The sequence below is a fragment of the Brevibacillus borstelensis genome (assembly GCF_003710865.1).
GTDB lineage: Bacteria > Bacillota > Bacilli > Brevibacillales > Brevibacillaceae > Brevibacillus > Brevibacillus borstelensis.
The window spans coordinates 283275-309142 of the sequence record NZ_RHHO01000017.1; the positions used below are offsets into that span (position 1 = coordinate 283275).

The window sequence follows — 25868 nt, forward strand, 5'->3', positions numbered from 1 at the left end:
ATTGGTATGACGATTCACCCTGAGAGGAGGAGAAGGATCGTGGGTGAAACCCAGGAACAGAAATCGCATATTCCGGTACGGCTAAACATCTTGTTTATCATCGTGTTTCTGCTCTTTGCAGCTGTCATCCTCCGACTGGCCTACGTTCAGCTGGTTGAAGGGGAACAGTACCGGCACGAATTGGAGAAGTTCAGCATTCGAGAGCTGCCTATTCCTGCGCCCCGCGGTCGAATTCTGGATACGAACGGAGCCGTGCTCGTTTCCAATAAACCGGTATACACCGTTACGTATGTGGAAGAGGAAGGAAAGGACATTGATGAGGAACAGGTAGCCGACCGTTTGGCCCGAATCCTGACTGTAGACGCGGAAAAGATGGGCACGGATGAGGAATTGCTGAAAAAAACGATCGAGCTGAATTCCACATTGCCGGTTGCCTTCGGGCCGAAAGAAACGGAAGAGCTGATCAACAAGCTCATTCCCAAGCTTCAAAAGCTGCCAAAGGTAAGCGAAGTGGAAGGAATGTCCGATGTGGATCTGGTAAAAACAGCGCTTTACGTGGGCTTGCGCGTACGATCTCCGTTCACCGATCAGGAGCGGAAGACGGTTCAGAACGCGCTGAAAGCAAAGATGAGTGCTCCAGGACAGTCGTCCGCGTTTGACGGGATGTCGGATACGGAGCTATTGAAGAGCGCCATTGCTGCCAATGTACCGTTGAAGCTGACGCTGGACAAGGACGACCGCAGCGATCTGGTCAAAGAGACAAAATACCAGCTGGAGAAGCTGCCGTCTCCGGCAGAGCTGGGCACGAAATCCGACATGGATTTACTGCGGTATGCTTCGCTGTTTGGCCTGGAAATCAATTTGAAGCTGAATGACCAGCAACGCCAGTTTCAATGGCACAAGCTGTCTCTGTTGAAAGAGATGCGCTCGTCCCACCTGCCAAGCTACATTCCCCGCCGTGTAAAGGTAAATATCACGGACAACGAGCGGTTCAAGATTGAAGAAAGGCTGTCTGAACTGCCGGGAATCTCCGTCGTTCTCGAGCCGGTCCGGGAAATTTTCCGGGATCCCGACGGTACTGGCTTTGCTACGCATATTCTCGGCTACACCAACGCGATCAAGCCGGAACAGCTAAAGGAATACCAGGCACAGGGCTACAATCCATTCGACCGAGTAGGCGTGACGGGTCTGGAGAGCTACTACGAACGCTACTTGCGGGGAAAAGACGGCGTTGAAGAGGTGCACGTCAATAAAAATTCGGAAACCGTGGAGAGAAATCCCCGGCGTCCCGCAGAGCCCGGTGACGATCTCGTTCTGTCGCTGGACTGGCGTTTCCAAAGCAAGGTAGAGGCGATTTTGAAGGAAGAAGTAGAGGCATTCAAGAAAAAACCGAGCACGCCGAAGGAATTCAAGGATGCCCATGTGCTGGTGATGAATCCGAATACAGGCGAAGTGCTGGCGATGGCCAGCTATCCTGATTACGATTTGAACCTTTACTATGACCGGAAAGAGTTCAACAAGAGATACGCGACAGAAATTCTCCCGAATGAATCAAATCGCTTCATTTATGCAGCTTATCCCCCGGCTTCTACGTATAAGCCGCTGTCGGTGATGATTGCGCTGCAGGAAGGGCTGACCACGCCAACTGAATCGATTAACGACCGAGGCGGATTAAAGGTCGGAACGTCGTACAAGCGGAACTGGAAGCCGGGAGGCCATGGGATTGTCAACGCCCGGCGTGCCCTGCAAGTATCAAATAACACGTACATGTACGAAATGGCCATTCGTTTGGCCAATCGGGCGAAGACACACTGGTCCGAGCAATTCTCCATTCTCGATTACTACAATGCCCAATTTGGCTTGGGCGTGAAAACAGGAATCGATCTGCCGGGAGAGCGAAAGGGAGTGGAAAACTCCAACTTGTTCTACGGAAACCTTGCAGACGCCATGATCGGCCAGTACGACCTGTTCACGCCGATGCAAATCGGACAATACGTCTCAACTATTGCCAACGGCGGCTATCGGATGCGTCCTCATCTGGTAAAAGAAATCCGCAGCGGTACGACTGATCCGAAACAACCCGGCCAAACGCTGACTGTAATTGAGCCACAGGTTCTGAACCGGGTGGAAATCGATCCCAAGTACATTAAAGTGGCGCAAGAAGGGATGCGAATGGTAACCCAGCCGGGAGGTACGGCTTATCGCACGTTTGCAGGCCTGCCGTTTACGGTCGCGGCCAAGACCGGTACCGCACAAACAGGCCAAAGAGCAGAAAACGCCGTTCTCGTCGGCTATGCACCTTATGAAAATCCCCAAGTCGTATTTGTCGTCGTTGCGCCAAACAGCTTGCGTGACGGGACTTCGAGTTCCGATGCTACCGGACCTGTTGCCCGTCGTTTGCTTGAAGCCTATAACGAGTTGAATCCAGGAGTTTTGACTCCGGCACCACCATCTGGAACTGCGACTACTACAACCGAGCGTTCACAAACAACGGCAACGGCAGCTACTGGATCCCAACAGTCTACCACCAGGTAGACGGGCTGCCGGGCTGCCGACCCGATTCGGCATTTTTTTCACGCAGAGCAGGAATCTTTTGTCATCATGGCGAATGGTATCGGTCGAGGTGAAACAGGTGACGACTGCAAAAAGCAAGGTCACGATCAAGGGGACAAAAGAGGGACTCGTTTTTTTCATGGACGATACCTGTTCCTTTGAAGAACTGCTGACCGACTTGCGTGAAAAAATAGAGCACAGCCATCAACAAATCCTGTCAGGCCCGCTTATTCGCGTTTCTCTCAAGCTGGGGAAGCGGTACTGCTCTCCTGAACAGCAGGAGCAGTTGACGGATATCATTCGGCAAAAAGGGAACCTTGTCATCCATACGATCGATGCGGATGTCATTAGCAAAGAAGAAGCGTTTGCCGAGCGCCTCAAATCAACGTTCTCCATTCAGGTGCATACGGTTCGCTCCGGACAGGTGCTGGAGTTTGAAGGAGACCTGCTGCTGTTGGGTGATGTCAATCCCGGTGGTACTGTTCGTGCTACCGGTAACATTTACATTCTGGGCAATCTTCGCGGCTATGTACACGCGGGATTCAAAGGAGATACACAGGCCATCATCGCCGCTGCGGTCATGGCTCCTACCCAACTGAGGATTGCGGATGTCATCAGCAAGCCGGGAGAAGAGTGGGCCAGTAGTTCGGGCGGCACCGAGTTCGCGTACCTGGAAGATGGGACGATGCTAGTAGCCAAGATGAACTATTTGCCCCGCATTCGTCCAGAGCTGGGAGAACGGAAACATTGAGACGACTAGGAGAGAATTTGCCGATTCGGGATACAGATGTGAAATGTGGTACTCGACGTAGTTGAAGGAGGAACGGATGTGGGTATTGGAATTGTCGTAACATCAGGAAAAGGCGGCGTGGGAAAGACGACCACCTCCGCCAATCTGGGAACGGCTCTTGCACTTTTGGGCCAAAAGGTATGCATGGTGGATACCGATATCGGGCTGCGCAACCTGGATGTGGTGATGGGTCTGGAGAACCGGATCATTTACGACTTGGTTGATGTCGCGGAAGGGTCCTGCCGTTTGCAGCAAGCCTTGATCAAAGACAAACGGTTCGAAAATCTGTCCTTGCTGCCGGCTGCACAGACAAAAGACAAATCGGCAGTTTCCCCCGAGCAGATGGAAGAAATTGTAACCCAGCTGAAGCGTGAATTCGATTATGTGGTCATTGATTGTCCGGCAGGCATTGAACAGGGCTTCCGCAATGCGGTCGCCGGGGCTGACCAGGCGATTGTGGTTACCACTCCGGAAAAAGCCGCTGTACGCGATGCGGACCGTATTATTGGGCTTTTGGAGCGGGAAAAAATGGGGATGCCCAAGCTGGTCATCAATCGCGTGCGCCCTCATTTGGTGAAAAATGGCGATATGCTGGATGTGGAAGATATTCTGGATTTGCTAGCCATTGACTTGGTGGGCGTTGTGCCAGATGATGATCATGTCATCAAATCTGCCAACCAAGGTGAGCCGGCGGTTATGAATCATGAGTCGCGTGCTGCCATTGCCTACCGCAACATTGCTCGCCGCCTGCTGGGTGAAGCGGTTCCATTGCAGCCTTTGGAACAAAAAGCAGGGGTGTTTCAAAAAGTCCGGAAATTCTTTGGTTTTAAATAAACCGATGATGGCACATAGATAAAGAACAGGAGCACTCCTGTTCTTTCCTTTCGTCTACACATCATGAACAGAGGCAAAAGCCCCGTCTGTTGACAGGGGAGAAAGGTTTTCTAGGAGGATAACCATGGACCTGGAAAAACGACATTTAAAACAGATAGACTGGGCTATTCTCGTCATTTTGCTTGGCTTGTGCGCATTCAGCTACATCGGGATCAGCGGGTCCGCCAAGGGCGTGGATGCTGCCATGAAACAAGTGCTTTGGTACTCGATCGGCTTTGTTGTCCTCGCCGTTACACTGCTGTTCGATTATCGACTGTATCATTCTTTGGCATACGTTTTTTATGCGATCGGAATTATTCTGCTGATTGGTGTCTTTGAGACGAAGCCGATCAACAATGCGACCAGCTGGTACAATTTGGGGGTCATCCTATTTCAGCCTTCCGAACCGATGAAATTATTTACGATTCTCGCGGTGGCCAGGCTTTTGGCCAAACATGCGGAAGACAACAATCGGTTCTATTACTTTTATCAGCTCATTCCCGTAGGCTTGATCGTGGCCGTACCTTTGCTGCTCATTCTCGTGCAGCCTGACCTCGGAAGTGCGCTTGTCTACTGCGGAATTCTGGTCACCATGCTGATCGTAGGCGGAATCCGGCTCAAGCACGTCCTGTACTTGGGTACGCTGGTCGTCAGCTTTTTCGGAGCGATGGCGCTTATTTATATGTACAAGCAGCCGCTTTTCTTCAAGATCATCAAGCCATACCAGTGGGATAGGATCGTCTTTTGGCTGGATCCCGATCTGGAAGCGATGGGAAAAGGCTTTCAACTGAAACAGTCATTGATTGCCATCGGTTCCGGTCAATTGCTGGGCAAGGGAGTAAACACGCCGACGCAGGCAAGCTTCGGCTGGGTGCCAGTAGGGGAAAGCGACTTTATTTTCACCGTCATCGCCGAGAAGCTGGGCTTTGTCGGAGCGGGTCTGCTGATGATCCTGTTCTTTTTCCTGATTTACCGGATGATCCGGATCGCCATGGAGGCCAAAGATCCGTTTGGTTCGTACGTCGTCGCGGGCGTTGTAGGCATGCTTACCTTTCAGGTCTTTGAAAACATCGGAATGACGATTCAGCTTATGCCGATTACCGGTCTTCCGTTGCCATTTATCAGCTACGGAGGGAGCTCACTGCTCACGAATTTTCTGATTATGGGAGTCGTGCTCAATATCGGGATGCGCAAAGACAAGCTCAGATTTGATTAAAAAGAGTTGTTCACACACATTTCAAAATGCGTGACAATTTCATCCGAATGTGATACACTCAACCTAAGTTAACCATTTTTACTAGCTGTAGTGATTTGATGGATTGGTTGTGGGTCGTACCTTCGAAGAGAAGACACCACCATGTGGTCAAATCTCGCCAGGGTATGACTTTTTTCCATACTGAAGAAAACTTCTCTGTAAAAACAGGTTAACGGTACACTTTCTCGCCTCATGGGCGCAATGTTTAGGGAGGTTTGTTTCATGCAACAAGGTATCGTAAAATGGTTCAACGCGGAGAAAGGATACGGCTTCATCCAAGTAGAAGGCGGAGATGACGTATTCGTACACTACAGCGCAATCCAGACAGAAGGCTTCAAAACCCTGGAAGAAGGCCAAAAAGTAGAATTCGAAATCGTTCAAGGTAGCCGTGGTCCTCAAGCTGCCAACGTTGCAAAACTGTAAATATTGGCAGATACGAAAAGCAGTCTCTCGTTTGAGGGACTGCTTTTTTGCATGTATATGGACCCTCTGAAGCCTGCGAATATTGCCAGGAGACAAGTCATAAGATGTACCAAAGCTTGGCCTTCGGAGGGATGTACATGTTCGATAAAGTAGATGGTGTGAAAGAGAGAAGACGAGAGCGGGTAGAACGGATTCGCACCCAATCAAGAGACAGCTTCGCCCCGTTTGTGGATGACTGGAAGGACCCGATCGAGACGGATTCCGATTTGTTTCCGACGTCATCCCGCGGAGAAAAAGGAAGCTTTCCCTCGCTGCCGCCACAAGAAAAATGGAGCATGCAGATTGTTGCGTCCCTGCTGTTGATTGGTCTGGCCTATGTTTTGTTTCAATCATCGCTGCTGCCATCTTCCTGGAAAAACCAAGCGCGCGAAGTCATGACGCGCGATTTTAATTTTTCCGGTGTGGCGGGTTGGTACGAGGCCCGGTTTGGCTCCCTGCCGACCCTTTTGCCGTCGTTATCCGGTACAAAAGCCGTTCCCGCAAGCACGCCGCAGACCTTGAACGTCTGGAAATGGTCAGCGGACTGGAGAGTGGCTAAGCCCTTCGACCCGAAAAGCACAAAGGTCATCCTGAGCACCGAAGGGGACGGGAATGTTGTGATGGGAGAGACAGGCTGGGTGACTTTCATCGGCGACAAGCCTGGGTACGGAAAGACAGTGGTTGTTCGGTTGGCGAAGGGGAGGGAGCTTTGGTTTGGCAATATGGAGACGGTCCAGGTAGCGGTCGACGATTTTCTCGGGGCAGGGCAGGTGGTGGGTGTCCCGAGAGCGGTCAATGAAACAGTACGGCATCTGTACGTAGGACTGCAGGTGCAGGAGCAACCGAGCAACCCGCTGGAAGTGATCACCTTTGAATGATTGGCGCCTCTTTGGCATCCGTATTCGCATCCATCTGCTCTTTTGGTTCGTGATCGGCCTTTCAGTGGTCATGGGCTTGTTCACAGAAGTACTCTCTTTATTTATCATTGTCTGCATTCATGAGATGGGACATGTGGCTGTTGCCAGAGAGCTGGGATGGAGGGTTACGGAGGTGCAGTTGCTGCCGTTTGGCGGCGTGGCAACGATGGAAGAGGCGTATGCGACCGATCCCTTGGATGAAATCGTTGTGGCTCTTGCCGGCCCTTTTCTCAATGTCGTTATGATGGCGTTTTCTTGGGGCTGTTGGACACTGGGCCTATGGACAGAGGAGTGGGCCCGCTTTTTTCTGACGAGCAATCTGATCATCGCCGGCTTTAACCTCTTGCCGATCTGGCCTTTGGACGGAGGACGGATACTCCAGGCATTGCTATGCTGGTATCTTCCGTACCGGAAAGCGGCAGTTTCCTCAATAGCGGCAAGCACATTGCTTGCTGCCTTCATGCTGGGAATGGCCAGCCTCTCGCTGCAACTGAATGTTGCCATTGTCGCGGTCTATCTTCTGGCCATCAACATTCAGACATTTTTGCGCTTCCCCTATCAGTTCATCCGTTTCTTGATGGAAAAATACGTCCGCTCTGCAGAAGAGCAGGCTGTGCGTGCTTTGACAGTACCCCCGACCGCGACGGTAATCGAGGTATCCTACTTGTTATGCCGCGGCTATACCCATCTGGTCTACGTCAAAGGGACGGGGCTGTTGCCGGAGCAGCAGCTACTGCATGCGATGCTGTTTGAAAAGAAGCACGACACAGCTGTTGGCAAGCTGCTTTGAGCAAGCGGGCGTTTCTGCCGTCTGATCAGTCTTCTGCACGCCATTCCATCAGCCAGCAATTGCGTTTTTTCCCCTCGTGCCATTCATGCCGGGGAAGCAGCTTCACCTTGCGAAATCCGCACTTCTCGTAGCAGCGGATGGCTCGCCTGTTCCATGCTTGCGGGTCCATGATCACCCGGGTAGCATGCTTTTCCGTGCTGAGCGCTTGCACTACGCTTGAGACGAGACGGCTTCCAAGTCCCTTGTTCCAATACACCGGCTCGCCAATAAACTGGTCCATGCCGTAGATGGCTTCATCGGGGGAGTACCCGTATGCCAGCTTGTCCTGGCTATCGACGGGGTAGTATTGTACGTAGCCGATTGGCTCCTCTCCGAAAAGTACAAGAAAACGGCTGACACCTTCATCGTCTTCCGGAAAAAAATTCGCACGGATCATCGCGTCGTCATGTGGCCGATCCCGCCCTTCATAATAAGTCAGCACACGCTCGTCATTCAGCCACACGCGCAAGTGAACGGCATCTTCCGGGGCAAGCTTGCGAATGCCCAGCTGCCTCTCTTCTCTCATCAGGGGCCCTCCTATTTTGCTGAATGTGATACCATCCTGGCCGATCCTCCTTCCCTTTTCATTCCCGCGCAGCTATGCTAGATTACTTCTGAAGGAGCTGTCTTGGACGGATCATGAAAGATTACTCGATCGCTGCATGATTATCCTGCCGGCAAGCCGGAAAGTGTTTTGCTCAAAATGAGCAGGCCGGACGGGGGAATAATCAAGGGCATCGGCAAGGAGGCAGTCTGTTGAAAAGCGCGGGGATCAGTAATGCTGGTGGACAGCTGCGCATAGCGCTCATGAACAAGGGCAAGCTGGTGGAATGGCGAACCCAGGCGGAAGCGAGCGAGGCGCTGTCAGGGGATATTTATTACGGAAAAGTGGCCAAGGTAGTGCCGGGCATTCAATCGGCATTTATCGATATCGGGTATGATCAACAAGCGTTTTTGTATGTGGACGAAGCAGCTCCGATCTCTGGCAAAAAAGCAGGGCGTTCCATTAGTGCCTATGTGCGTGAAGGCGAGTCTCTGCTCGTTCAGGTGATCAAGGAAGGGACGGAAACGAAAGCTCCCCGAGTGACAGCGCGGGTCAGCCTGCAGGGGCGGCTGCTCGTCTATTTGCCGGCGGAAGGACTGGGCGCGGGTGAGGAGCCGGTGTCCGTTTCCCGCAAAATCAGGAACGAATGCGCACGGGAGCGGTTGACCACGCTCATGTCCTCGCTTTTGGAAAAGGGGGAGGGCGTGATTGTCCGTACCGAAGCGGCCGAAGCGGATGAAGAGCAGCTCAGGCGGGAATGGGCGTATTTGCGCGGCCGTTGGCGGGACGCTTGGCAAGCGGTGCAAGGCAAGAAGGCCCCGTGCCGTTTATTGCTGGACGACAGTCTCATCGAAGCGGCGCTGCGGGACTTTTTGGCCGATGGCGCAGAGGAAGTGATTGTTGAGGACGCGGCTCTTTTTCGCGAGGTTGGCAAGCTGATGGAAGCCATGTTCCCTGAAGAGCTGCCAAAGCTTCGCTGGCATCGGCAAAAGGAGCCGCTGTTTGCGCAGTGGGGTGTCAGAGAGCAGCTCGCTCTAGCGCTTCAAAGGCAAGTGCCTCTCGCAGGCGGCGGCAATATCGTGATCGACCGGACCGAAGCGCTGACCGTGATTGATGTCAATACCGGAGCTTTTTCGGGCAGAGGCGGACAGCAGCGCGAACAGGCAGTCACCGCGGCGAATCTGGAAGCGGCCGATGAGATTGCCCGCCAGCTTCGCTTGCGGGACATCGGAGGAATGATCATCGTTGATTTTATCAACATGCGCGAGGAAAAAAACCGGGAGCGCGTTTTCAAGGCTTTGGAGAGTGCACTAAAAGCCGATCCGGTACCGGTGTCCGTGCTGGGCATGACGTCCCTCGGTCTGGTGGAGATGACGAGAAAGCGGACGAGAGCAAGTCTGGCTGAACGTTTGACAGAGCCGTGTCCGTGCTGTGAAGGCGGCGGACGCATGCTGAAAATAGAGGAGTGCTTCCGATACCTCAGGGAAGATCTTGAAGCTCTGGCCAAAGTCCAGGATGCGGAGGCTGCTCTCGTGGAGCTGTCCGATCGGCTGTTTGAATACTGGCAGAATGGACAGGCAGACGGATCGGCATGGCCGGTCACTCTGTACGTCCGCAAGGCAGAAGAGCTGTCGGGCGGGCGCTATCGGATTTTATATGCCGGAAGTCGGCAAGAAGCGGAGCGGCTCTGGCTTTCTCATGCGAAAAATTCTTGACTGGGCGAATCACCGTATGGTATCCTAGTGGTTGTTATACAGTTATGCCTCGGCATACTGTAACCGCTCGGATCAGGTTCTCAAGTCGCCCTTCGCGGCGCACCTGCACAGGCGAGTCTGAGTATAGGAGGTGCACACAATGTACGCTATTATCGAAACCGGTGGAAAACAGTACAAAGTAGAAGAAGGAGCAGTTCTCTTCATCGAGAAACTGGCTGCTACTGAAGGTGACGTAGTTACTTTCGACAAAGTACTGTTTGTAAGCAAAGACGGCAAGGTTACAGCAGGAGCTCCTACTGTAGCTGGCGCAACGGTAACTGGTAAAGTAGAAAAACACGGTAAAGGCCAAAAAATTATCGTGTACAAATACAAATCCAAGAAAAACTACCGTCGCAAGCAAGGTCACCGTCAACCGTTCACCAAAGTTGTGATCGAAAAGATCAACGCGTAAGTGATCGGCCATGATTGAAGTGATCGTGAATCGAGCGCCGTACGGGATTAAAGAGGTGTGCATTTCCGGACATGCCAATGCGGCTGCCTATGGCTCGGACATTGTATGTTCTGCTGTATCAGCGATCAGTTTTGGCATTTTGAATGCAATTCACCCTCTGCTCGGCATCGTTCCTCAAGTTTCGCAGGCTCCAAAAGACGGCGGGTTTCTCCGCTGGAGCATTTCATCCTTGGAGGATGCAGAGCTCCACGAGAAACAGCAGCTACTGGCGGAGAGCATGGTCATATCCTTGCTGGCGGTTGCGGAGCAGTACGGATCATACGTTTCGGTACAAGATGACAAATGGCAAGGAGGTGCCTCACAATGAAAATGCTGTTTACTGTAGACCTTCAGTTCTTCGCCTCCAAAAAAGGGGTAGGTTCTACCAAGAACGGTCGCGATTCCATCTCCAAGCGCCTTGGCGTGAAACGCGGCGATGGTCAATTCGTAAAAGCCGGTAACATCCTCGTTCGCCAACGTGGTACGAAAATTTACCCAGGTGAAAACGTGATGAAAGGCGGCGACGATACTCTGTTTGCAACAGCAGACGGTGTTGTTCGCTTCAAGCGTCTGGGCCGCGATCGCAAACAAGTGGTGATCGAGCCGGTCGCTTCCCAAGCGTAAATACGGAAACGAAAAACCCAGCCTTGTTGCTGGGTTTTCTTTATGTCTACGTTTTCATGTGTTACAATAGGTACAAGAAAGAAATTCTTATCGGTTTGGGTGGGAAAAATGATAGACGAGCGGAAGCTGTTTACAGAGCAAACAGACGAACTGCTGACCGTATTAAATCGGCAGCGTCATGACTGGCTGAATCATGTTCAGGTACTGCTTGGCTATCTGCGTTTGGGCCGCCCTGAGGAAGGGGAAGCATACCTGAAGCGCGTCTCTGAACTCGCGATGCAGGAAAGTATGCTGGCCCGGCTAAACAGCTCGATGTTGTCCGTCTTCTTCTTGACCTTTAACGCGCTGAACAAAGACATGCTCATGGAAGTGGACGTGTGCAGCCATGTAGATTTGGCGTTGACGGTCCTGGATGAAAAGGCTTTGTTTGACACGGTGTCAGGTATTGTATGTACAGTGAATAAGCATTTGGAAAAAAATATGTTCGAACCAGCCAGCATGCAAATATCCTTGTTTAAAGGCGAGCGGGGGATTCACTTCCGGTTCGATCTGGCAGGGAAAATTCGTGCATCCGGAATGGTCGAACTGGAAAAACTGGTACGTGAAGGAATGCAGGGCCCGGTGATCGTCACCGAATGGATACATACAGATGAGGATTGGATACTGGAGCTGGTAGTTCCGGTTGCGGAAGGATAGAGGTGACATCATGTTTGTCGATCAAGCGAAAGTGTTTGTAAAAGGGGGGGACGGTGGAAACGGAGCCGTCTCTTTCCGCCGGGAAAAATACGTGCCGCTCGGCGGACCGGCTGGCGGTGATGGAGGGCGTGGCGGTGACGTCGTCTTTGTCGTTGACGAAGGACTGCGTACACTGGTCGATTTCAAATACCAGCGGCATTTCAAGGCGCCGCGCGGCGAGCATGGCCGCAACAAGGCGCAGCATGGAGCTGGTGCCGAGGATTTGATCGTCCGTGTACCCCCGGGAACAACGGTGGTGGACGATGATACGGGAGAGGTCATTGCGGATCTGGTGGAGCACGGCCAAAGGGCTGTAATCGCCAAAGGAGGACGTGGAGGCCGCGGAAACATGCGTTTTTCTACGCCAGCCAATCCGGCACCGCATATCTCCGAAAACGGCGAACCGGGACAGGAACGCTACATTACGCTGGAACTAAAGGTAATGGCCGATGTCGGGCTGGTTGGGTACCCTTCTGTAGGGAAATCCACCCTGCTTTCTTCTGTGACGGCAGCGAAACCGAAAATTGCCGAATATCACTTCACGACCATTACGCCCAATTTGGGTGTCGTGGACTTGGGTGAACGCAGCTTTGTCATGGCCGATTTGCCCGGTCTGATTGAAGGAGCCCACCAGGGTGTGGGACTAGGCCATCAATTCCTGCGGCATGTCGAGCGTACCCGATTGATCGTTCATGTCATTGACATGGCCGGAGTGGACGGCAGGGACCCTTATGAGGATTACATTCAGATCAACAAGGAATTAAAGCTGTACAACCTGCGGCTGGAAGAGCGTCATCAGATCGTCGCAGCGAACAAGATGGATTTGCCAGAGGCAAAGGAAAACCTGAAGCGCTTCAAGGAAAAACTTCCTGATGTGACAGTTTTCGAAATCTCGGCAGCCACTCGTCAAGGCGTTCGGGAATTGATGTACGCCGTGGCGGACTTGCTGGATACGCTGCCGGACAAGCTGACAGTCGAAGAGGTGGCAGAGGTCGAGGAGCGCGTCGTATTTCGTGCCGAGAAAGAACCTGATCCATTCTTCATTACCAAGGAAGAAGACGTATTTGTGGTCAGTGGAGAGAAAATCGAAAAGCTGGTGCGCATGACGAACCTGAACAGCTATGATTCGGTACAGCGTTTTGCCCGCATGATGCGGAATATGGGTGTTGATGACGCTTTGCGCAAGCATGGGGCGCGGGATAAAGATACCGTTCGGATCGGAGATTTTGAGTTTGAATTCGTGGAGTGATGAATGGTATGGCTGACGTAGTTTCCCTGGCGTCTTTTCTCGCTGACAATCGATTGCATCGCGGTGCCGTCCTGCAGATGATCCTTGCCAAGCAGCCGCAAGGGTCTCTGACAGTGATGGTCGAGCACGTTCAAGCAGGATACCTTATTGTGTCTTATTCGCAGGAAAAAGAGCAGCGCCCGCCGCTTGTCGGCTCCCGGGTTCGACTGCGCTGGGAAACAGATGCGACCGTTACTTCGCTGGATCTGGAAGTCATTCAGGAAGAGACAATCTGGCCGGTGAAAATGGCTCGACTGCTTCCGGTCGGGATTGAAATTTCCACAAAAGGTGAATTGAAATTACTCCAGCCCAACGTTACGGTAAAGATTCCGTATAAAGTAATGGGGGCCCGCCCTATCGAAGAGAAGGCAGAAGGGGTTCTGCTATACTTCTCACCTACCAGGCTCGTCATGAGTACGGAAGGATATGTCGCGGTCGGGGAGTTTCTGCACCTCTCCTTTGAGATCCCCTCGGTCAAGCAGGAGCTGGTGGCGATGGCCAAAGTCGTGGAAAAAACGTTTCAAGATGGAAAAGCCGTCGTGAAGCTGATCTTTACCGATATCGATGAAAAATACCACAAGGTCATTCGCGATTACTATCACCAACTGGCACAAACCGCTTCCTCCTGAGGAGCGGTATTTTTTTGAGCCGAAACCAAAGGGAATTACGCGTATAGCGGTCCTTTGTACATTTAGCCGCAGAGTCTTGCAAACCGTCATAGTGAAGAGAAAAGTATGCCCGGGACAAGGGCATACTTTTTTTGCGTTTAGATGATTTCGCTCAAGCGCTGTCTGTACTATCCATTGCCGCTCGGATCTTCTGTAATATGCGGCGATTGCGCCATCTTTTTCCCACGGAGGTTATCCCCGAATTGATCCAAGGAGCTTGGCTTGCCAGCGGGGTGGTTATTGCGACGTTCCGACTTGTCCGTTTTGCCTCGTCCTGCCATCCTGCTTCACCTCGCTTCGTACGTGATCCGTTTTAGTCTGCGCCAAGGGGCTAGTCTGCATGTACCTGTGAACCCGAGAACCGCTGGAATGAGAAAAATGTCGGATAAGGATTGTCAGATCAAAAGATATGGGCTATAATGTCCTCTATGTAAAAACAACTGTTTTTCTCAGGAGGACATAGCAAGTGAAGCGGGAAGAAAAGTTCTATCTGATACGGTCGGACATCCTGCCCGAGTCAATCGCCAAGACGATTGAAGCGAAAAAATTGCTGGATTCTGGCGAAGTCGATACGGTCAATGAGGCAGTAGAACGGGTCGGACTGAGCCGGAGCGCCTTTTACAAGTACAAGGACAGTATTTTTCCGTTCAACGCGATGATGAGTGAAAAAATTATGACGATCACCTTCGCGTTGGAGCACCGATCCGGCTTATTGTCAAAAGTCCTGCAATTCGTCGCAGACTTGGGCGGCAATGTACTGACGATTAACCAAACGATTCCGCTGCAGGGAATTGCCAATATCACCTTGTCCGTCGATATGGCGAACCTGAAGGTGCCGAGCACAGAGTTTCTGGAAGGGTTGCAAGAGATAAACGGCGTGCGAAGAGCGATGATTGTAGGTCGCGGATAAGTCGCCGAATTTGGGAGGAGTTCACATGGAGAAGCAAACGGTACGCGTAGGATTGATGGGGTTTGGAACGGTTGGAACAGGGGTAGTCCGGATTATTCAAGCCCACCAGGAGGATCTGCAAAAGCAGACTGGGCTTGGCATTGAAATCAGCAAAATTCTCGTGCAGAATGCGGAAAAATCCCGCAGCATCCCTTCGATGGAAAAAATCGTTACCACCGATGTTCACGATATATTGGATGACGAAGGCATTGATGTCGTGGTGGAAGTCATTGGCGGCATCTCGCAGGCTAAAGATTACATATTGGCTGCATTGGATCGTGGCAAGCACGTGGTCACGGCCAATAAGGATTTGATGGCGCTGCACGGAGGGGAAATCCTGCAAAAGGCTGAGGAAAAAGGCTGTGATGTCTTTTACGAAGCAAGCGTCGCGGGCGGCATTCCAATCTTGCGCGCATTGGTGGAAGGCTTCTCATCCGACCGAATTACCAAAATGATGGGAATTGTAAATGGAACGACGAATTACATCCTGAGCAAAATGAGCCAGGAAGGGGCCGATTACGCGGAAGTGCTCAAGGAGGCCCAAGCTTTGGGCTATGCGGAAGCAGACCCCACCTCCGATGTGGAAGGCTTTGACGCCGCCCGTAAAATGGCGATTTTGGCAACGCTCGGCTTCCGCGTTCCGATGAAGCTCGAAGACGTAGATGTAAAAGGGATCAGCCGCGTATCCAAAGAGGACATCGCCTACGGAAAAAAACTCGGCTACGAGGTGAAATTGCTCGGTTTGGCCCGTCGCGACGGAGAAGCCATCGAAGTAAGCGTACAGCCTACCATGGTGGCCAAAAGTCATCCGCTGGCATCGGTAAACGGTGTGTTCAACGCGGTTTACGTGCACGGGGAAGCGGTAGGCGAGACGATGTTTTACGGACCGGGTGCAGGCGAGCTGCCGACGGCAACAGCGGTAGTTTCCGACCTCGTGACAGTGGTGAAGAACATGAAGCTCGGCGTAAACGGCCGCGGCATGGTAGCTCCATACAAGGAGAAAATCCTGAAGGAAGACAGTCAAAAGCTGTCCAAGTACTTCCTCCGCATGGTAGTGGCAGACAAGCGGGGTGTACTTGCTCAGATCACACAGCTTTTAGCGGAGAAAAATATATCTCTCGAGCAAGTCGTTCAGCAGCCGTACAACAACGGTCAGCAGGCTGAAATCATCCTGGTGACTCACTCGGCGGCCAAAGGCGACATGGACGCGGTACTCACCTACATGGAAGAAATGGACATCGTTCATGAAATCAAAAGCTGCTACCGGGTAGAGGGAGGAGAATAAACATGGACCAGGCACCATCACCGAACATGATCAAACGGCACACCGGCATCCTGGAGAGGTACCGCAGCTTTTTGCCAGTGACGGAAAACACCCCGCTGATCAGTCTTCACGAGGGAAGCACGCCGCTCATTCATGCACCGAACCTGAGCGAGAGACTGGCCGTTGAGCTTCACTTTAAGTATGAAGGTCTCAATCCTACAGGCTCATTCAAGGATCGGGGCATGGTCATGGCAGTAGCCAAGGCTGTAGAAGAAGGCAGCCGCACCATCATGTGTGCTTCCACGGGAAATACGTCTGCCGCTGCCGCTGCTTATGCAGCCCGCGCTGGACTTCGCTGCATCGTATTGATACCAAATGGCAATATCGCCCTCGGAAAGCTGGCTCAGGCCATCGCGTATGGGGCGGAGGTTATCGCGATCGACGGCAACTTTGACGAAGCTCTGCAAATCGTCCGCGAAATTACCGCGTCAGAGCCGATTACGCTGGTGAACTCCGTCAATCCGTACCGGATCGAAGGACAAAAAACCGCGGCGTTTGAAATATGCGACGCGTTGGGAAAAGCGCCGGACATTCTCGCTATCCCTGTCGGGAATGCAGGAAATATAACCGCCTACTGGAAAGGCTTCAAAGAATATCGTGATTTCGGCTTGATCGACAGCCTGCCAAACATGTACGGTTTTCAAGCGGCCGGAGCGGCTCCGCTCGTACTGGGGGAAACCGTATCCAATCCGGAAACCATCGCTACGGCCATCCGTATCGGCAACCCGGCGAGCAAGGAAGGAGCGCTGCAGGCCGTTTCCGAGTCAAACGGTCTGGTGGACAGCGTGACGGACGACGAGATTCTGGAAGCGTACCAAATGCTGGCCAAGCATGAAGGCATCTTTTGCGAACCGGCTTCGGCTGCGTCGCTCGCGGGTATCATCAAGCTGCGCAGGCAAGGGAAGCTGTCGGATGGCGCACAGATTGCCTGTGTCTTGACCGGAAACGGTTTGAAGGATCCCAACATTGCTTTGAAGCTGGTCGGCGAAGAGCCGCGGTCGATCCCGGCCACCCGTGAAGCGGTGATGTCGTTCATTGCCGAGAAAGCAGGGATGGCATGATGGAAAGTCGTTCGCAAGTTCGGGTGAATGTACCCGCGAGTACGGCCAATATGGGCCCAGGCTTTGATACGATCGGCATGGCCTTTCAATTGTACTCCTCGGTGGAAATAGCGGTAGCTGAGACGACCGCAATCGAACTGATCGGACCTGAAATGCAAGGGCTGCCTGCCGACAAGAGCAATCTGCTGTATGAAGTAGCTGCCGGGCTGTTTCGCGAAGCAGGACAGTCCGCCCCGGAGCTGTATATCCGGGCCGCGAGCGATGCTCCGTTGACCAGGGGCTTAGGGAGCAGTGCGGCAGCCATCGCTGGTGCACTGGTGGCTGCCAACCACCTTTTAGGCGAGCCGTATACGCGTGACGAGCTGTTCCGGATGGGGACTTTGCTGGAGGGACACCCGGACAATATAGGGGCGTCTTTGTTTGGCGGAGTGGTAGTTGCTACCATGCCTGAAGAGAAGCATCAAGCCATTCCGTATGTTCGGCTCGATCCGCCCGACGAGCTCAAAACGTTGGCGATCATCCCGGATTTTCCGCTCTCCACGGAAAAAGCGCGAAATGTCCTACCCCAGATGTACAGCAAGCAGGATGTCATATATAATGTTGGTCATAGCAGTTTGCTTGTGGCCGCATTGGCGCAAGGCAGACTTGACCTGTTGAGCCAGGCGATGAAGGATCGGATGCATCAGCCGTATCGCGCCGAACTGGTACCCGGCTTGTCTGAAATACTGGAAGGAGCGGCTGAAAGCGGTGCTCTGGGTGCTACTCTTAGCGGTGCCGGCCCCACTATCCTCTGCTTTTATCAAACAGAGGAGGATTTGCACAACCTCAGCGGATTTATAGAATCTGTCATGAGCAAACATGGCGTTTCTTATCGAGCGATGCAGCTGAAACCGGATAAGCATGGCGCACAGGTGGTATTCGAAGAGAGATAAATACGGATAGGAGTACTGCCATGGAGAAGAAACTTGCTTTTCTTGGGCCGCACGGAACCTTCAGCGAGGAAGCCGCGTTGGCATTGACCGCCGGGCTGCAGATTCAACGTCTGCCGTATCCAAGCATTATTGACGTGATCGTCGCTGTTGACAAAGGCGAAGTCGACTACGGTGTCGTTCCGATTGAAAACACGATTGAGGGCACCGTGAATACAGCATTGGACTGGTTGATTCACGAAGTGGACCTGCCGATCATGGGGGAGCTGGCGCTGCCTATTTCCCAGCATCTATTGGTAGCCAAGCGGGAAGAGCAGCTGGAATTGTCCGCAATTGAACGAATATTGTCACACCCGCATGCGATCGCCCAATGCCATAATTTTATTCGGGAGCATCTGCCCCAGGCTGTGATCGAGTATACGAACAGCACGGCAAAAGCTGCGCAGACTGTCAGTGAGCATCCGGAAGAGCCATGGGCTGCGATTGGAACCCGTTTAAATCCGGAAATTTACCCACTTTCTTTCGCGTGGCAGGAGATTCAAGACTATTCCAACAACTATACCCGATTCCTGCTCATCGGCAAAGAGCCGTTGGATCTGCCCTCCTCCTCCAAAGAGAAGACTACCATCCTGGTGACACTGCCAGAGGATTTTCCCGGAGCGCTTTATCAGGTTTTGGCTGCCTTTGCGTGGCGCAAGATCAACTTGTCAAAGATTGAATCGCGTCCGACGAAAAAAGGGTTGGGCAGCTACTATTTTGTAATCGATATCGAACAAAAAATGGATGATGTGCTGCTGCCTGGAGCCTTTGCAGAAATTGAGGCGCTGGGCTGTCAAGTCAGACAGCTTGGCACGTATCCGTTTTACATGTACAAAGCCACCTGAGCAGGTGGCTTTTTTATTGTCCAAAAACCGGGTGACAAAGATGGGCGTCAACCCTTTTTTAACCGGGTGAGCAAAACGCCCATGGGTGCATACCATGGTAGGGAGTTTCCGAGAGGGAGGAGAAACAGTGAGAATCCATGTAGTTCAAAAAGGCGATACCATGTGGAAAATCGCAAAAAAATATGGAGTGGACTTTAAAGAACTGCTTCGCCTGAACAGTCAAATTAAAAATCCCGATCTCATCTACCCCGGCTTGAGGGTTAAAATCCCGTCAATGGGGATTCCAGTCCGTCCGCAGCAAAGCAGACCATTTTCATCAAGTGAATCTCCTCAGGCAAGTGAAAGTCAAATCTTTGGGGAAACGGAATCTCCCCGGGTAAAAGAGCGCCCGATCCAGCAGCCAGCCGAATCTCCCCTGGTAAAGGAACGGCCAATCCAAGAGCAAAAGGAGGCTCCGCTGCCGCAGCCGGAACCACAGCCAGCACCGCAGCCAGCACCGCAGCCAGCACCGCAGCCAGCGCCGCAACCAGCGCCGCAACCAGCACCGCAGCCGGTGCCGGAAGTGCCGGAGCGGATTGAGACACGCCCGATGGAGCCCTCGGAGGAAGAGCCGGAGATGGAAGAGGATATACCTGAGGACATTGATATTGAATCGGAAGAAGACTTTGACAGGGAAGAAAGCATGGAGATCGAATCCGAGATCGAAACACCTCAGGCACTCCCCTTTATCCCAGATAATAATATGCCACCTGCCCTCCCGCCACTGCCGCCTGCACAGCCTCGTCCGCCGCAGCGAGTCTCACCATTGGCCGAAGCTCCTGTCCTTCCACGTCCGATCATGCCGCCTACGCCGAAAAAGACCAGTCCACTGCCAACACCTAGGCCGAAGACGCAGGTAAGCCCGCTGCAGCAGCCCGAGCCGAAGACACAAGTGAGTCCGCTGCAGCAGCCGGAGCCGAAGACACAAGTGAGTCCGCTGCAACCGCCGCTGCCGAGGACACAAGCAAGTCCATTGCAGCCGCCGCTGCCGAAGACACAGGTAAGACCAGTGCAGCCGCCAATGCCGAGGACACAAGTCAGCCCGCTGCAGCCGACCGTGCCGCCGACACTAAAAGGCCAACAGCAGCCGTTCCGTCCCACTCCAAGAAGACCAATGCAACCGCCAACCCAGGTGAGCCCAGCGATACCGCAGCAGCCTTACTACCCATATCAGCCGCCGCAGCCTTACCATGATTTTGTGAGACCATGCCCGCCGTGCGGCCAGCCACCGATTATCCCAATGCCGCAAGTGCAGGCAGAGGTACTCCCGGAAATGATGCCGTTTTGTCCACCCATGCCGTATCCGAATATGATGCCGCCAATGATCCCGCATGTAATGCCAGACTTTATGCCGAATATGATGCCAGATGCGATGCCAGACTTTATGCCGAATATGATGCCAAATGCGATGCCAGACTTTATGCCGAATATGATGCCACATACGATGCCGGACTTCATGCCGAATATGATGCCACACGCAATGCCGGACTTTATGCCGGACCACTTGCCGAACATGATGCCGCCTGCTTACCCTTATTATCACTCGCCAGAGGAACCGTATGGAAGTTATCCCCGTTCTCGTAAACAGAGAAGAAGAAGAACGTATGTTGAATCCTCTTCCAGCTCATCTGGTCACAGAAGACGCAGGGGGGAGAGTCATCACATAACGCCCGATTCCGATGATTGCGGCCGCGGATACCAGCATATAGCTTACCAAGAGTCATATCCAGATTCCAAAGAGAAGCCGGCTCTCCCAGCACCGGAAGTGTGGCCTGATTGGGAAACGGGATATGACGAATCTTCTTCCTGATTCCCCGGACATGAACAAATCCATTGTTCCGTCTCTTGAAAAAGCATTCCGCTGCCGTATTTACGGGGTAAAACCTCGTCGGAACGTGAATTACCTGAAAACGGATCGGGGCCATTGGATTTTGAAAGGGTATAAACAGCGAGAGAAAGCAGAGTGGGTGACAAAGCTTTCAGAGATACTCCGGGATAAAGGATTTACCCATACCGTCAAGTACGTGTCTGACTATGAGGGAGAAAAGATTTTTCCCTTTCAGGGGAAGTACTATACGATTATGAATATGATCGATGGACGTGAATCGGATAACGCTTCTCTTTCCGATGTCAAGAGAGCGGCGATGACCCTCGCCAGATTTCACCAGGCCGCTCGTGATTTTCCGCTGGCGGAGCCATTTCCGTTTGATGGAAAGCCAGCGCTGATCGATAAATGGGAAAGCAGACTGGAGCATTTCGAAAAGATCACCTGGCATATCGAGCAGAAAGAACCGCAAAATCGGCTCGAACAGCTGATTTCAGAAATGGCGGAAGATGCAATTCGCGAAGGGCGAGGCACTCTCCAGGCTGCTTACAAATTGCCGCTGACAGCGGAGCTCTACGCGTCTATGGAACAAGGCACGCTAGCACACCGGGATGTGGCCAGCCACAATTTTTTGCTGACTCCCCGCGGCAGCTGCTACTTAATCGACCTCGATACAGTCGGGCAGGATATGCAGCTTGTTGACCTCGTCCAATTCATGGGGAGAATGCTGCTTCTTCAAGAATACCGAATGTCTTCCTTTATTGAAGCGATTGAGGCCTACTGCCGCATTCAGTATTTGAGCGACACGCAAATCTGGATGATCCACCAGCTGCTCGGTTACCCGGACAACTTGCTGCGTGAAGTAACGGGTGTTTACGGCAATCGCCCAGGTTATCATGTACGAGGAGTACTGCAGTTGGTACAGATGGAAGCCAGACTCCGCGAGGCGCGTCAAAGCTTCCTGCAATCGGGGGAACATCTCTTCCGTCATTCTCCATGGGGGGAGTATCATTTTGTCGGGTAAAGAAAAAAGCTGATGGTCTATGCCATCAGCTTTTTTCATGTCGAAGGTGCCGTATAAAAGCCGCTCCTGCTTATTTGGAGCCTGCTTTGGAAAGATCGATGCTGAACTTCGCAAATCCGCTTTCCAAGGTGTTCAGGTATTTCAGATGAGGCATTTTTTCCGCAAATGGTTTTGCATCCGGAGAGGTGGTAAAGGTTACGTTTACCTTTTCTTTCACCGGAGCGAAGGACCAGTTGTTGTCCGCAGCCGGGTTGATTTCTTTTTGGCTAAGGATATAGTCGATCACGATTTGACGATTTTCGTCAGGAGAGTCGATGACAATGGTGGTACCATCAGCGCCCGGGAATTTCCCGCCGTTATTCGCGCGGTAGTTGTTGGTGACGATGATGAATTTATCCTCCGGTTTGACTGGCTTTCCTTCGTATTGCAGGTTTTTAATGCGGTTTGCATTCGGATTGACCACTTTTCCTTCAAGGTCGAACTTGGACGGCTGGGTTACATCGATTTGATAGGTTACGCCGTCGATCACATCAAAGTTGTAAGTCGGGAATGCTTCATTGATGAGCGGTTGCTCTTCTGTTTTCTTCACGTCAATCTGGTTGAACTGACCGGCGGAGCGCTCCAGCCAATCCTTCAATTGGGCACCGTTGACCAGTACGCCTTTCAGCGTGTTCGGATAAATGTACAGGTCGGACACGTTTTTGATCGCGATCGTACCAACAGGGATGTTCGTGTAGTAAGCGGCTCCGTTGCGGCCGCCTGCTTTAAACGGTGCACCCGCAGACAGGACAGGGATGTTTTCGTATTCCGTTCCTTTGATATTTTTCTCTACGAACCATTTCTGTGCATTGGTCACGATCTGGATGGACGGATCATCCTGTACCAAAGCGAAATAGCTGAAGATGGGGGAGGTTGTGGTACCTACCGAAGAGCGCACCCATGCGACCGTGTGATCGTGATCTTCCTTCACCGCTTCGACGATCTTCTGGTCTGCATCAGCAAGCGATTTTTTCTCTGTTTTGTCATAGATAGGCACCGCTTTGGTAGTAGCTTCAGCTACAGTCCATTTGCCATTTTCCTTTTTCAACGTGAGATCGATCACACCGAGATGGCTGCCCCAGAATCCGGGCATGACTGCCGGTTTTCCGTTGATCAGCCCTTTTTCGTTGTCTACGCCAGGGATGTTTTCAAAGCCGGCTCCCGGGAATACAGAGTGGGAGTGGCCGAACAGAACGGCGTCAATGCCGTCTACTTTGGTCAATTGGTAGCTGGCGTTCTCCAGGTCAGGGCCCGCTTCTACCGGTCCGATGCCCGAGTGAGGGATCGCGACGATCAGATCGGCACCCTTTTTCTTCATTTCCGGAACAAATTTTTTCGCAGTTTCCACGATGTCCTTGGCAATCACTTTGCCTTGCAGGTTCTCTTTATCCCAGTTCATGATTTGCGGAGGCACGAAACCGATCACGCCGACCTTGAGCTTCACGTCTTTGCCGGCCTCATCCTTGAAGGTGCGGTCCAGGATCAGGTAAGGCGTAAAGTAGTTTTTGTCGTTGTCAGGATTTTTGTCCTTGTCATCTACGTAAACGTTTGCATTTACATACGGGAATTTGGAGCCCTTCAGGCTGCGCTGGAGGTGTTCAAGCCCGAAGTTGAACTCATGGTTTCCGATATTCCCCGCATCGTAGTTCAACAGATTCATGGCTTTGTATACAGGGTGGGTTTGTCCATCTTTCAGCGGCTCAATCTTGGCTACATAATCACCAAGAGGATTGCCCTGGATCAGGTCGCCGTTGTCGAAAAGCATGGAGTTCTTTGCTTCGTCACGAGCTGCTTTGATCAGTGTTGCGGTTTTTGCCAGTCCGAATTCATCCGTCAGCTTGTCCTGGTAGTAGTCGTAGTTGACGATGTTGGTATGAAGGTCAGTCGTTTCCAGGAGACGCAGTTTAAGCGTAGCTTCCGCATTTGCGCTTACCGTATTGTACGGGAAGGACAGTACGCCGACAGCTAGAGATGCAGTCAGTAAACAACCGACAAGCTTGCCTGTGCTCACCTTTTTCATAAATTAGCATTCCTCCATTAATAAAGAAAAATATGACAATCACAGCCAGTTTATCATCGAATGAAAGGAAATGGTAGAAATTCCTTTGTGAATTTGTCGTAAAGATGGGAATGTTGGGGAATGAGGGTATGCTTTTCTTCCATTTCGGCCAAAATGGTAGGAAAACGAGGCAGAAGGGGTTCTATGGAAAAATGAGACGGCAGTGGATGATCTACACGTCGTGGGCTGCTGCTCTGGCAGCTGGTTTGGCAGGAGGCGTTTTGCTTGACAATATGTTTGGAAAACAGCAGGACGGACTGCTTTTTCTCAAATCGTCCGAAAGCGTAGGGGCGATGAGCAACAGCTATCAGGTCGTTCTGGCGAAAACGTATCTGTGCGGTGTCAAAAAAGAAGAAGTCTCCCAGATTCCGCGAAACGAGCTGGCTCAAACCTTGGCTGCGCACAATGGCTCGGAGATCGTGGCGGCCGAGGCGGACAAGCTGATTTTGTACAAGCGCGAGAACGATATTGCGCCCGAGTGCAAGGAGAACGGCCACTTCGGAATATCCAAGGACGGGATGCTAACGCTGTTCAACGGCTTGCCAGAGGAGGCGGAAGTCGTCCAGACGTTTTACCGGATTAATACGGAAAAAATGGAGGCAAGGCTGTCGAAAGAACAGGTGGCTTCACTCAAAAAAGGCATCCGCGTCCGCGACCTGGCTGAGTACAACAGCGTCCTGTCCACTTTTGGCGAGTTCCAGATCGGTGCAGGAAATGAGTAGAAGGCTTTCCCTTGCAACAAGGGGAGCCTTCTTTTTCTTCTGGGAGGAAATGCGGGAAGCTTATTCTGCTGTTATGCTGCAGATTCGCCACGGGTCAAGCGGAGACAAGCGGACCAGCGAAAAGGTCCACAGTTCTTTTTGTTCAGGTCCTTGCCGGTAAAAAAAGGAGACGCGAACAGGGATTTCGGCAGTAAGCGAGGCATCGTCATGCCACTGATCAAGTTCATTTTGCCGCTTGATGGAGTCGATGTTCTCCAAAAAAGGAGGCAGCGGGTATGGACCAGCCGCTACTTTGAGGGAAAAGAAGTCGTGCTCGTGCAAGGAGGTCAGAAAATAATCGACCAATTGCCGCGGGTCGGCTGTTTGAATGGCTTCGTACAGCTTTCCGGACGCTTTCAGTATCATCAAGCTGTGACCCGGATCCGGTTCGGTTTTTCGATGGGTGGAGCTTCCTTGAAAATGGATGCAGAAATGGCCAGGAAACTGGTTTCCCGGGATCCCTCCTGCTCCGTGAGGCATGCCGTGCATGGAAGCCGCGTAGTGCTTTCCGTTGACCCGGACCAGAATGGCCCGTCTCTTCCAGCTCCACTTCCCTTGATAAATCTGTTTCATGATCAGTGTGTCTTCACGGGTAAGGGGCTGCACATCGGCATGCCTGCTTCCTGCCCGCCGCTGTACGCGAAAGCTCTTGCCGGTCTCCAGATCAATCACAGTCGCATAGCTCATGCGCTTGAATTCTTGGCGAGCCTCGCTCCAGGGCGTCGGTCTTCCATAGTGCCTGGCTTCCAGCAGGGATACATATGAATCGAGTTGCCCGAACGTTTTCGGGGAGAGACGCACAGCCCTTTTTCGCTTCCGATCGTAGAACAGGCCGTCGAAGCCAAGCAGGTACGAATCCGCGCCAATTTGCACAGTAGCCCGTACAGGATAAGGCTCCTGGGCAGGATTGCCTGTCGGACTATGCGTGATTGCCCGAGCCAACCCGCTCTTCTGTTCAACGGCGAGCCGGGAAACAAAAGCGGCGTTTGGCGAGACGCTGACGCTGATGGTCATTTCGTTGCGTTTTTTGGCAGCAGCTGCGGCAGGCTGAGTAAAGGATAAAGCTAGGGATAAAAGCAAAAACAGCAGAGAACGAAGCAGGTTGGCCACCTCCAGGCGAGAAGCTTTTCCTTTTCTTGTCTTAGTTTGCGCCAGAGAGGATAAGAGTGTGCATCCATTGCAAGCGAGGCAGGGACAAATTTTTGCCATCATAACAAGAGGCATCTTTCCC

Annotated in this window: 27 protein-coding genes, 1 pseudogene and 1 other annotated feature; of the genes and pseudogenes, 23 read left to right on the plus strand and 5 right to left on the minus strand. The window is 52.3% G+C overall.

What is annotated here, in order from left to right; genetic code table 11:
- Window positions 1-6: 6 nt before the first annotated feature.
- From EDM54_RS10265 to EDM54_RS10295, 7 genes are all read left to right on the plus strand, one after another.
- The gene (locus EDM54_RS10265; RefSeq protein WP_264484501.1) at window positions 7-2535 is read left to right on the plus strand and encodes a peptidoglycan D,D-transpeptidase FtsI family protein; all 2529 of its coding nucleotides are present in this window, start codon (window positions 7-9) and stop codon (window positions 2533-2535) included.
- Between the two features lie 97 nt (window positions 2536-2632).
- A complete protein-coding gene (minC, locus tag EDM54_RS10270; protein ID WP_024983978.1) occupies window positions 2633-3304 on the plus strand; it encodes a septum site-determining protein MinC in 672 nt (223 codons plus the stop codon).
- Between the two features lie 78 nt (window positions 3305-3382).
- A complete protein-coding gene (minD, locus tag EDM54_RS10275; RefSeq protein WP_003387614.1) occupies window positions 3383-4177 on the plus strand; it encodes a septum site-determining protein MinD in 795 nt (264 codons plus the stop codon).
- A 124-nt stretch (window positions 4178-4301) separates the two neighbouring features.
- The gene (rodA, locus tag EDM54_RS10280) at window positions 4302-5432 is read left to right on the plus strand and encodes a rod shape-determining protein RodA (RefSeq protein WP_003387613.1); all 1131 of its coding nucleotides are present in this window, start codon (window positions 4302-4304) and stop codon (window positions 5430-5432) included.
- A 261-nt stretch (window positions 5433-5693) separates the two neighbouring features.
- Entirely contained in the window at window positions 5694-5894 is a 201-nt protein-coding gene (locus tag EDM54_RS10285) for a cold-shock protein (protein WP_003387612.1), read from the plus strand.
- 137 nt (window positions 5895-6031) lie between these two features.
- The gene (locus EDM54_RS10290; protein WP_031932365.1) at window positions 6032-6811 is read left to right on the plus strand and encodes a M23 family metallopeptidase; all 780 of its coding nucleotides are present in this window, start codon (window positions 6032-6034) and stop codon (window positions 6809-6811) included.
- Window positions 6804-7640, plus strand: a complete 837-nt coding sequence (locus tag EDM54_RS10295) for a M50 family metallopeptidase (protein WP_024983976.1) — start codon at window positions 6804-6806, stop codon at window positions 7638-7640. Before EDM54_RS10290 ends, EDM54_RS10295 begins: the two co-directional genes overlap by 8 nt.
- A gap of 25 nt (window positions 7641-7665) precedes the next feature.
- Here the strand turns inward: EDM54_RS10295 and EDM54_RS10300 are convergent, their stop codons facing one another.
- Window positions 7666-8208: a GNAT family N-acetyltransferase gene (locus EDM54_RS10300; RefSeq protein WP_371862571.1), complete on the minus strand. Its 543-nt coding sequence runs from the start codon at window positions 8206-8208 to the stop codon at window positions 7666-7668.
- Between the two features lie 227 nt (window positions 8209-8435).
- Here EDM54_RS10300 and EDM54_RS10305 point away from each other — a divergent pair, with 227 nt between their 5' ends.
- The 7 genes from EDM54_RS10305 to EDM54_RS10335 all read left to right on the plus strand — a co-directional run bounded on the left by EDM54_RS10305 (window position 8436) and on the right by EDM54_RS10335 (window position 13704).
- Entirely contained in the window at window positions 8436-9938 is a 1503-nt protein-coding gene (locus EDM54_RS10305) for an Rne/Rng family ribonuclease (protein ID WP_122958158.1), read from the plus strand.
- Between the two features lie 51 nt (window positions 9939-9989).
- Window positions 9990-10067 (plus strand) — a sequence feature (ribosomal protein L21 leader region).
- A 10-nt stretch (window positions 10068-10077) separates the two neighbouring features.
- Window positions 10078-10389: a 50S ribosomal protein L21 gene (gene rplU, locus EDM54_RS10310; protein ID WP_003387606.1), complete on the plus strand. Its 312-nt coding sequence runs from the start codon at window positions 10078-10080 to the stop codon at window positions 10387-10389.
- A 10-nt stretch (window positions 10390-10399) separates the two neighbouring features.
- Entirely contained in the window at window positions 10400-10756 is a 357-nt protein-coding gene (locus EDM54_RS10315) for a ribosomal-processing cysteine protease Prp (protein ID WP_003387604.1), read from the plus strand.
- Window positions 10757-10758: 2 nt separating this feature from the next.
- Window positions 10759-11052: a 50S ribosomal protein L27 gene (gene rpmA / locus EDM54_RS10320; protein ID WP_003387603.1), complete on the plus strand. Its 294-nt coding sequence runs from the start codon at window positions 10759-10761 to the stop codon at window positions 11050-11052.
- 108 nt (window positions 11053-11160) lie between these two features.
- A complete protein-coding gene (locus tag EDM54_RS10325; RefSeq protein ID WP_003387602.1) occupies window positions 11161-11748 on the plus strand; it encodes a Spo0B domain-containing protein in 588 nt (195 codons plus the stop codon).
- 10 nt (window positions 11749-11758) lie between these two features.
- Window positions 11759-13036, plus strand: coding sequence for a GTPase ObgE (gene obgE, locus EDM54_RS10330; protein WP_024983973.1), 1278 nt, complete (start codon window positions 11759-11761; stop codon window positions 13034-13036).
- An 8-nt stretch (window positions 13037-13044) separates the two neighbouring features.
- Entirely contained in the window at window positions 13045-13704 is a 660-nt protein-coding gene (locus tag EDM54_RS10335) for a PilZ domain-containing protein (protein WP_003387600.1), read from the plus strand.
- A 167-nt stretch (window positions 13705-13871) separates the two neighbouring features.
- Here the strand turns inward: EDM54_RS10335 and EDM54_RS26435 are convergent, their stop codons facing one another.
- Window positions 13872-14024 (minus strand): hypothetical protein, encoded by a 153-nt coding sequence (locus EDM54_RS26435; RefSeq protein ID WP_170208321.1) that lies wholly within the window; start codon window positions 14022-14024, stop codon window positions 13872-13874.
- Window positions 14025-14209: 185 nt separating this feature from the next.
- Between EDM54_RS26435 and thrR the strand changes: the two genes are divergently transcribed.
- The 6 genes and pseudogenes from thrR to EDM54_RS27360 all read left to right on the plus strand — a co-directional run.
- A complete protein-coding gene (gene thrR / locus EDM54_RS10340) occupies window positions 14210-14653 on the plus strand; it encodes a transcriptional regulator ThrR (RefSeq protein WP_003387599.1) in 444 nt (147 codons plus the stop codon).
- 25 nt (window positions 14654-14678) lie between these two features.
- Window positions 14679-15977 carry a homoserine dehydrogenase gene (locus EDM54_RS10345; RefSeq protein ID WP_003387598.1) on the plus strand — a complete coding sequence of 433 codons (1299 nt, stop codon included), beginning with the start codon at window positions 14679-14681 and terminating at the stop codon, window positions 15975-15977.
- Window positions 15978-15979: 2 nt separating this feature from the next.
- Window positions 15980-17077, plus strand: coding sequence for a threonine synthase (gene thrC / locus EDM54_RS10350; protein ID WP_172920373.1), 1098 nt, complete (start codon window positions 15980-15982; stop codon window positions 17075-17077).
- Window positions 17074-18009 (plus strand): homoserine kinase, encoded by a 936-nt coding sequence (gene thrB, locus EDM54_RS10355; RefSeq protein WP_003387596.1) that lies wholly within the window; start codon window positions 17074-17076, stop codon window positions 18007-18009. The genes thrC and thrB overlap by 4 nt, the downstream gene beginning before the upstream one ends.
- Before the next feature lie 20 nt (window positions 18010-18029).
- Window positions 18030-18890 (plus strand): prephenate dehydratase, encoded by an 861-nt coding sequence (gene pheA / locus EDM54_RS10360; protein WP_003387595.1) that lies wholly within the window; start codon window positions 18030-18032, stop codon window positions 18888-18890.
- 160 nt (window positions 18891-19050) lie between these two features.
- Window positions 19051-19104 (plus strand): annotated as a pseudogene (locus EDM54_RS27360) (hypothetical protein); the annotation flags it as partial.
- Window positions 19105-19150: 46 nt separating this feature from the next.
- On the opposite strand, the gene EDM54_RS26975 reads toward EDM54_RS27360, so the two are convergent.
- Complete coding sequence (locus EDM54_RS26975) at window positions 19151-19474, minus strand: hypothetical protein (RefSeq protein ID WP_255320235.1); 324 nt, start codon at window positions 19472-19474, stop codon at window positions 19151-19153.
- Window positions 19475-19506: 32 nt separating this feature from the next.
- Here EDM54_RS26975 and EDM54_RS10365 point away from each other — a divergent pair, with 32 nt between their 5' ends.
- Both EDM54_RS10365 and EDM54_RS10370 read left to right on the plus strand, forming a co-directional pair.
- Window positions 19507-20739 carry a hypothetical protein gene (locus tag EDM54_RS10365; protein WP_238986204.1) on the plus strand — a complete coding sequence of 411 codons (1233 nt, stop codon included), beginning with the start codon at window positions 19507-19509 and terminating at the stop codon, window positions 20737-20739.
- Window positions 20720-21778 carry a YutH/CotS family kinase-like spore coat protein gene (locus EDM54_RS10370; RefSeq protein ID WP_003387593.1) on the plus strand — a complete coding sequence of 353 codons (1059 nt, stop codon included), beginning with the start codon at window positions 20720-20722 and terminating at the stop codon, window positions 21776-21778. The genes EDM54_RS10365 and EDM54_RS10370 overlap by 20 nt, the downstream gene beginning before the upstream one ends.
- A 70-nt stretch (window positions 21779-21848) precedes the next feature.
- On the opposite strand, the gene EDM54_RS10375 is transcribed toward EDM54_RS10370, so the two are convergent.
- Window positions 21849-23837: a bifunctional 2',3'-cyclic-nucleotide 2'-phosphodiesterase/3'-nucleotidase gene (locus EDM54_RS10375; RefSeq protein ID WP_122958160.1), complete on the minus strand. Its 1989-nt coding sequence runs from the start codon at window positions 23835-23837 to the stop codon at window positions 21849-21851.
- 191 nt (window positions 23838-24028) lie between these two features.
- On the opposite strand from EDM54_RS10375, the gene EDM54_RS10380 reads away from it, so the two are divergent.
- Window positions 24029-24598, plus strand: coding sequence for a BofC C-terminal domain-containing protein (locus EDM54_RS10380; protein ID WP_003387591.1), 570 nt, complete (start codon window positions 24029-24031; stop codon window positions 24596-24598).
- Between the two features lie 60 nt (window positions 24599-24658).
- Here the strand turns inward: EDM54_RS10380 and EDM54_RS10385 are convergent, their stop codons facing one another.
- On the minus strand, window positions 24659-25849 hold the full coding sequence (locus EDM54_RS10385) for a hypothetical protein (protein ID WP_141334119.1): 1191 nt from the start codon (window positions 25847-25849) through the stop codon (window positions 24659-24661).
- Window positions 25850-25868: the final 19 nt, after the last annotated feature.

Coding starts and splice junctions, on each gene's coding strand:
- EDM54_RS10265 (WP_264484501.1), top strand. CDS start 7: ATGACGATTCACCCTGAGAGGAGGAGAAGGATCGTGGGTGAAACCCAG.
- rodA (WP_003387613.1), top strand. CDS start 4,302: ATGGACCTGGAAAAACGACATTTAAAACAGATAGACTGGGCTATTCTC.
- EDM54_RS10285 (WP_003387612.1), top strand. CDS start 5,694: ATGCAACAAGGTATCGTAAAATGGTTCAACGCGGAGAAAGGATACGGC.
- EDM54_RS10290 (WP_031932365.1), top strand. CDS start 6,032: ATGTTCGATAAAGTAGATGGTGTGAAAGAGAGAAGACGAGAGCGGGTA.
- rplU (WP_003387606.1), top strand. CDS start 10,078: ATGTACGCTATTATCGAAACCGGTGGAAAACAGTACAAAGTAGAAGAA.
- EDM54_RS10315 (WP_003387604.1), top strand. CDS start 10,400: ATGATTGAAGTGATCGTGAATCGAGCGCCGTACGGGATTAAAGAGGTG.
- rpmA (WP_003387603.1), top strand. CDS start 10,759: ATGCTGTTTACTGTAGACCTTCAGTTCTTCGCCTCCAAAAAAGGGGTA.
- EDM54_RS10325 (WP_003387602.1), top strand. CDS start 11,161: ATGATAGACGAGCGGAAGCTGTTTACAGAGCAAACAGACGAACTGCTG.
- obgE (WP_024983973.1), top strand. CDS start 11,759: ATGTTTGTCGATCAAGCGAAAGTGTTTGTAAAAGGGGGGGACGGTGGA.
- EDM54_RS10335 (WP_003387600.1), top strand. CDS start 13,045: ATGGCTGACGTAGTTTCCCTGGCGTCTTTTCTCGCTGACAATCGATTG.
- EDM54_RS26435 (WP_170208321.1), bottom strand. CDS start 14,024: ATGGCAGGACGAGGCAAAACGGACAAGTCGGAACGTCGCAATAACCAC.
- EDM54_RS10345 (WP_003387598.1), top strand. CDS start 14,679: ATGGAGAAGCAAACGGTACGCGTAGGATTGATGGGGTTTGGAACGGTT.
- thrC (WP_172920373.1), top strand. CDS start 15,980: ATGGACCAGGCACCATCACCGAACATGATCAAACGGCACACCGGCATC.
- thrB (WP_003387596.1), top strand. CDS start 17,074: ATGATGGAAAGTCGTTCGCAAGTTCGGGTGAATGTACCCGCGAGTACG.
- pheA (WP_003387595.1), top strand. CDS start 18,030: ATGGAGAAGAAACTTGCTTTTCTTGGGCCGCACGGAACCTTCAGCGAG.
- EDM54_RS10365 (WP_238986204.1), top strand. CDS start 19,507: ATGGAAGAGGATATACCTGAGGACATTGATATTGAATCGGAAGAAGAC.
- EDM54_RS10370 (WP_003387593.1), top strand. CDS start 20,720: ATGACGAATCTTCTTCCTGATTCCCCGGACATGAACAAATCCATTGTT.
- EDM54_RS10375 (WP_122958160.1), bottom strand. CDS start 23,837: ATGAAAAAGGTGAGCACAGGCAAGCTTGTCGGTTGTTTACTGACTGCA.
- EDM54_RS10380 (WP_003387591.1), top strand. CDS start 24,029: ATGAGACGGCAGTGGATGATCTACACGTCGTGGGCTGCTGCTCTGGCA.
- EDM54_RS10385 (WP_141334119.1), bottom strand. CDS start 25,849: ATGATGGCAAAAATTTGTCCCTGCCTCGCTTGCAATGGATGCACACTC.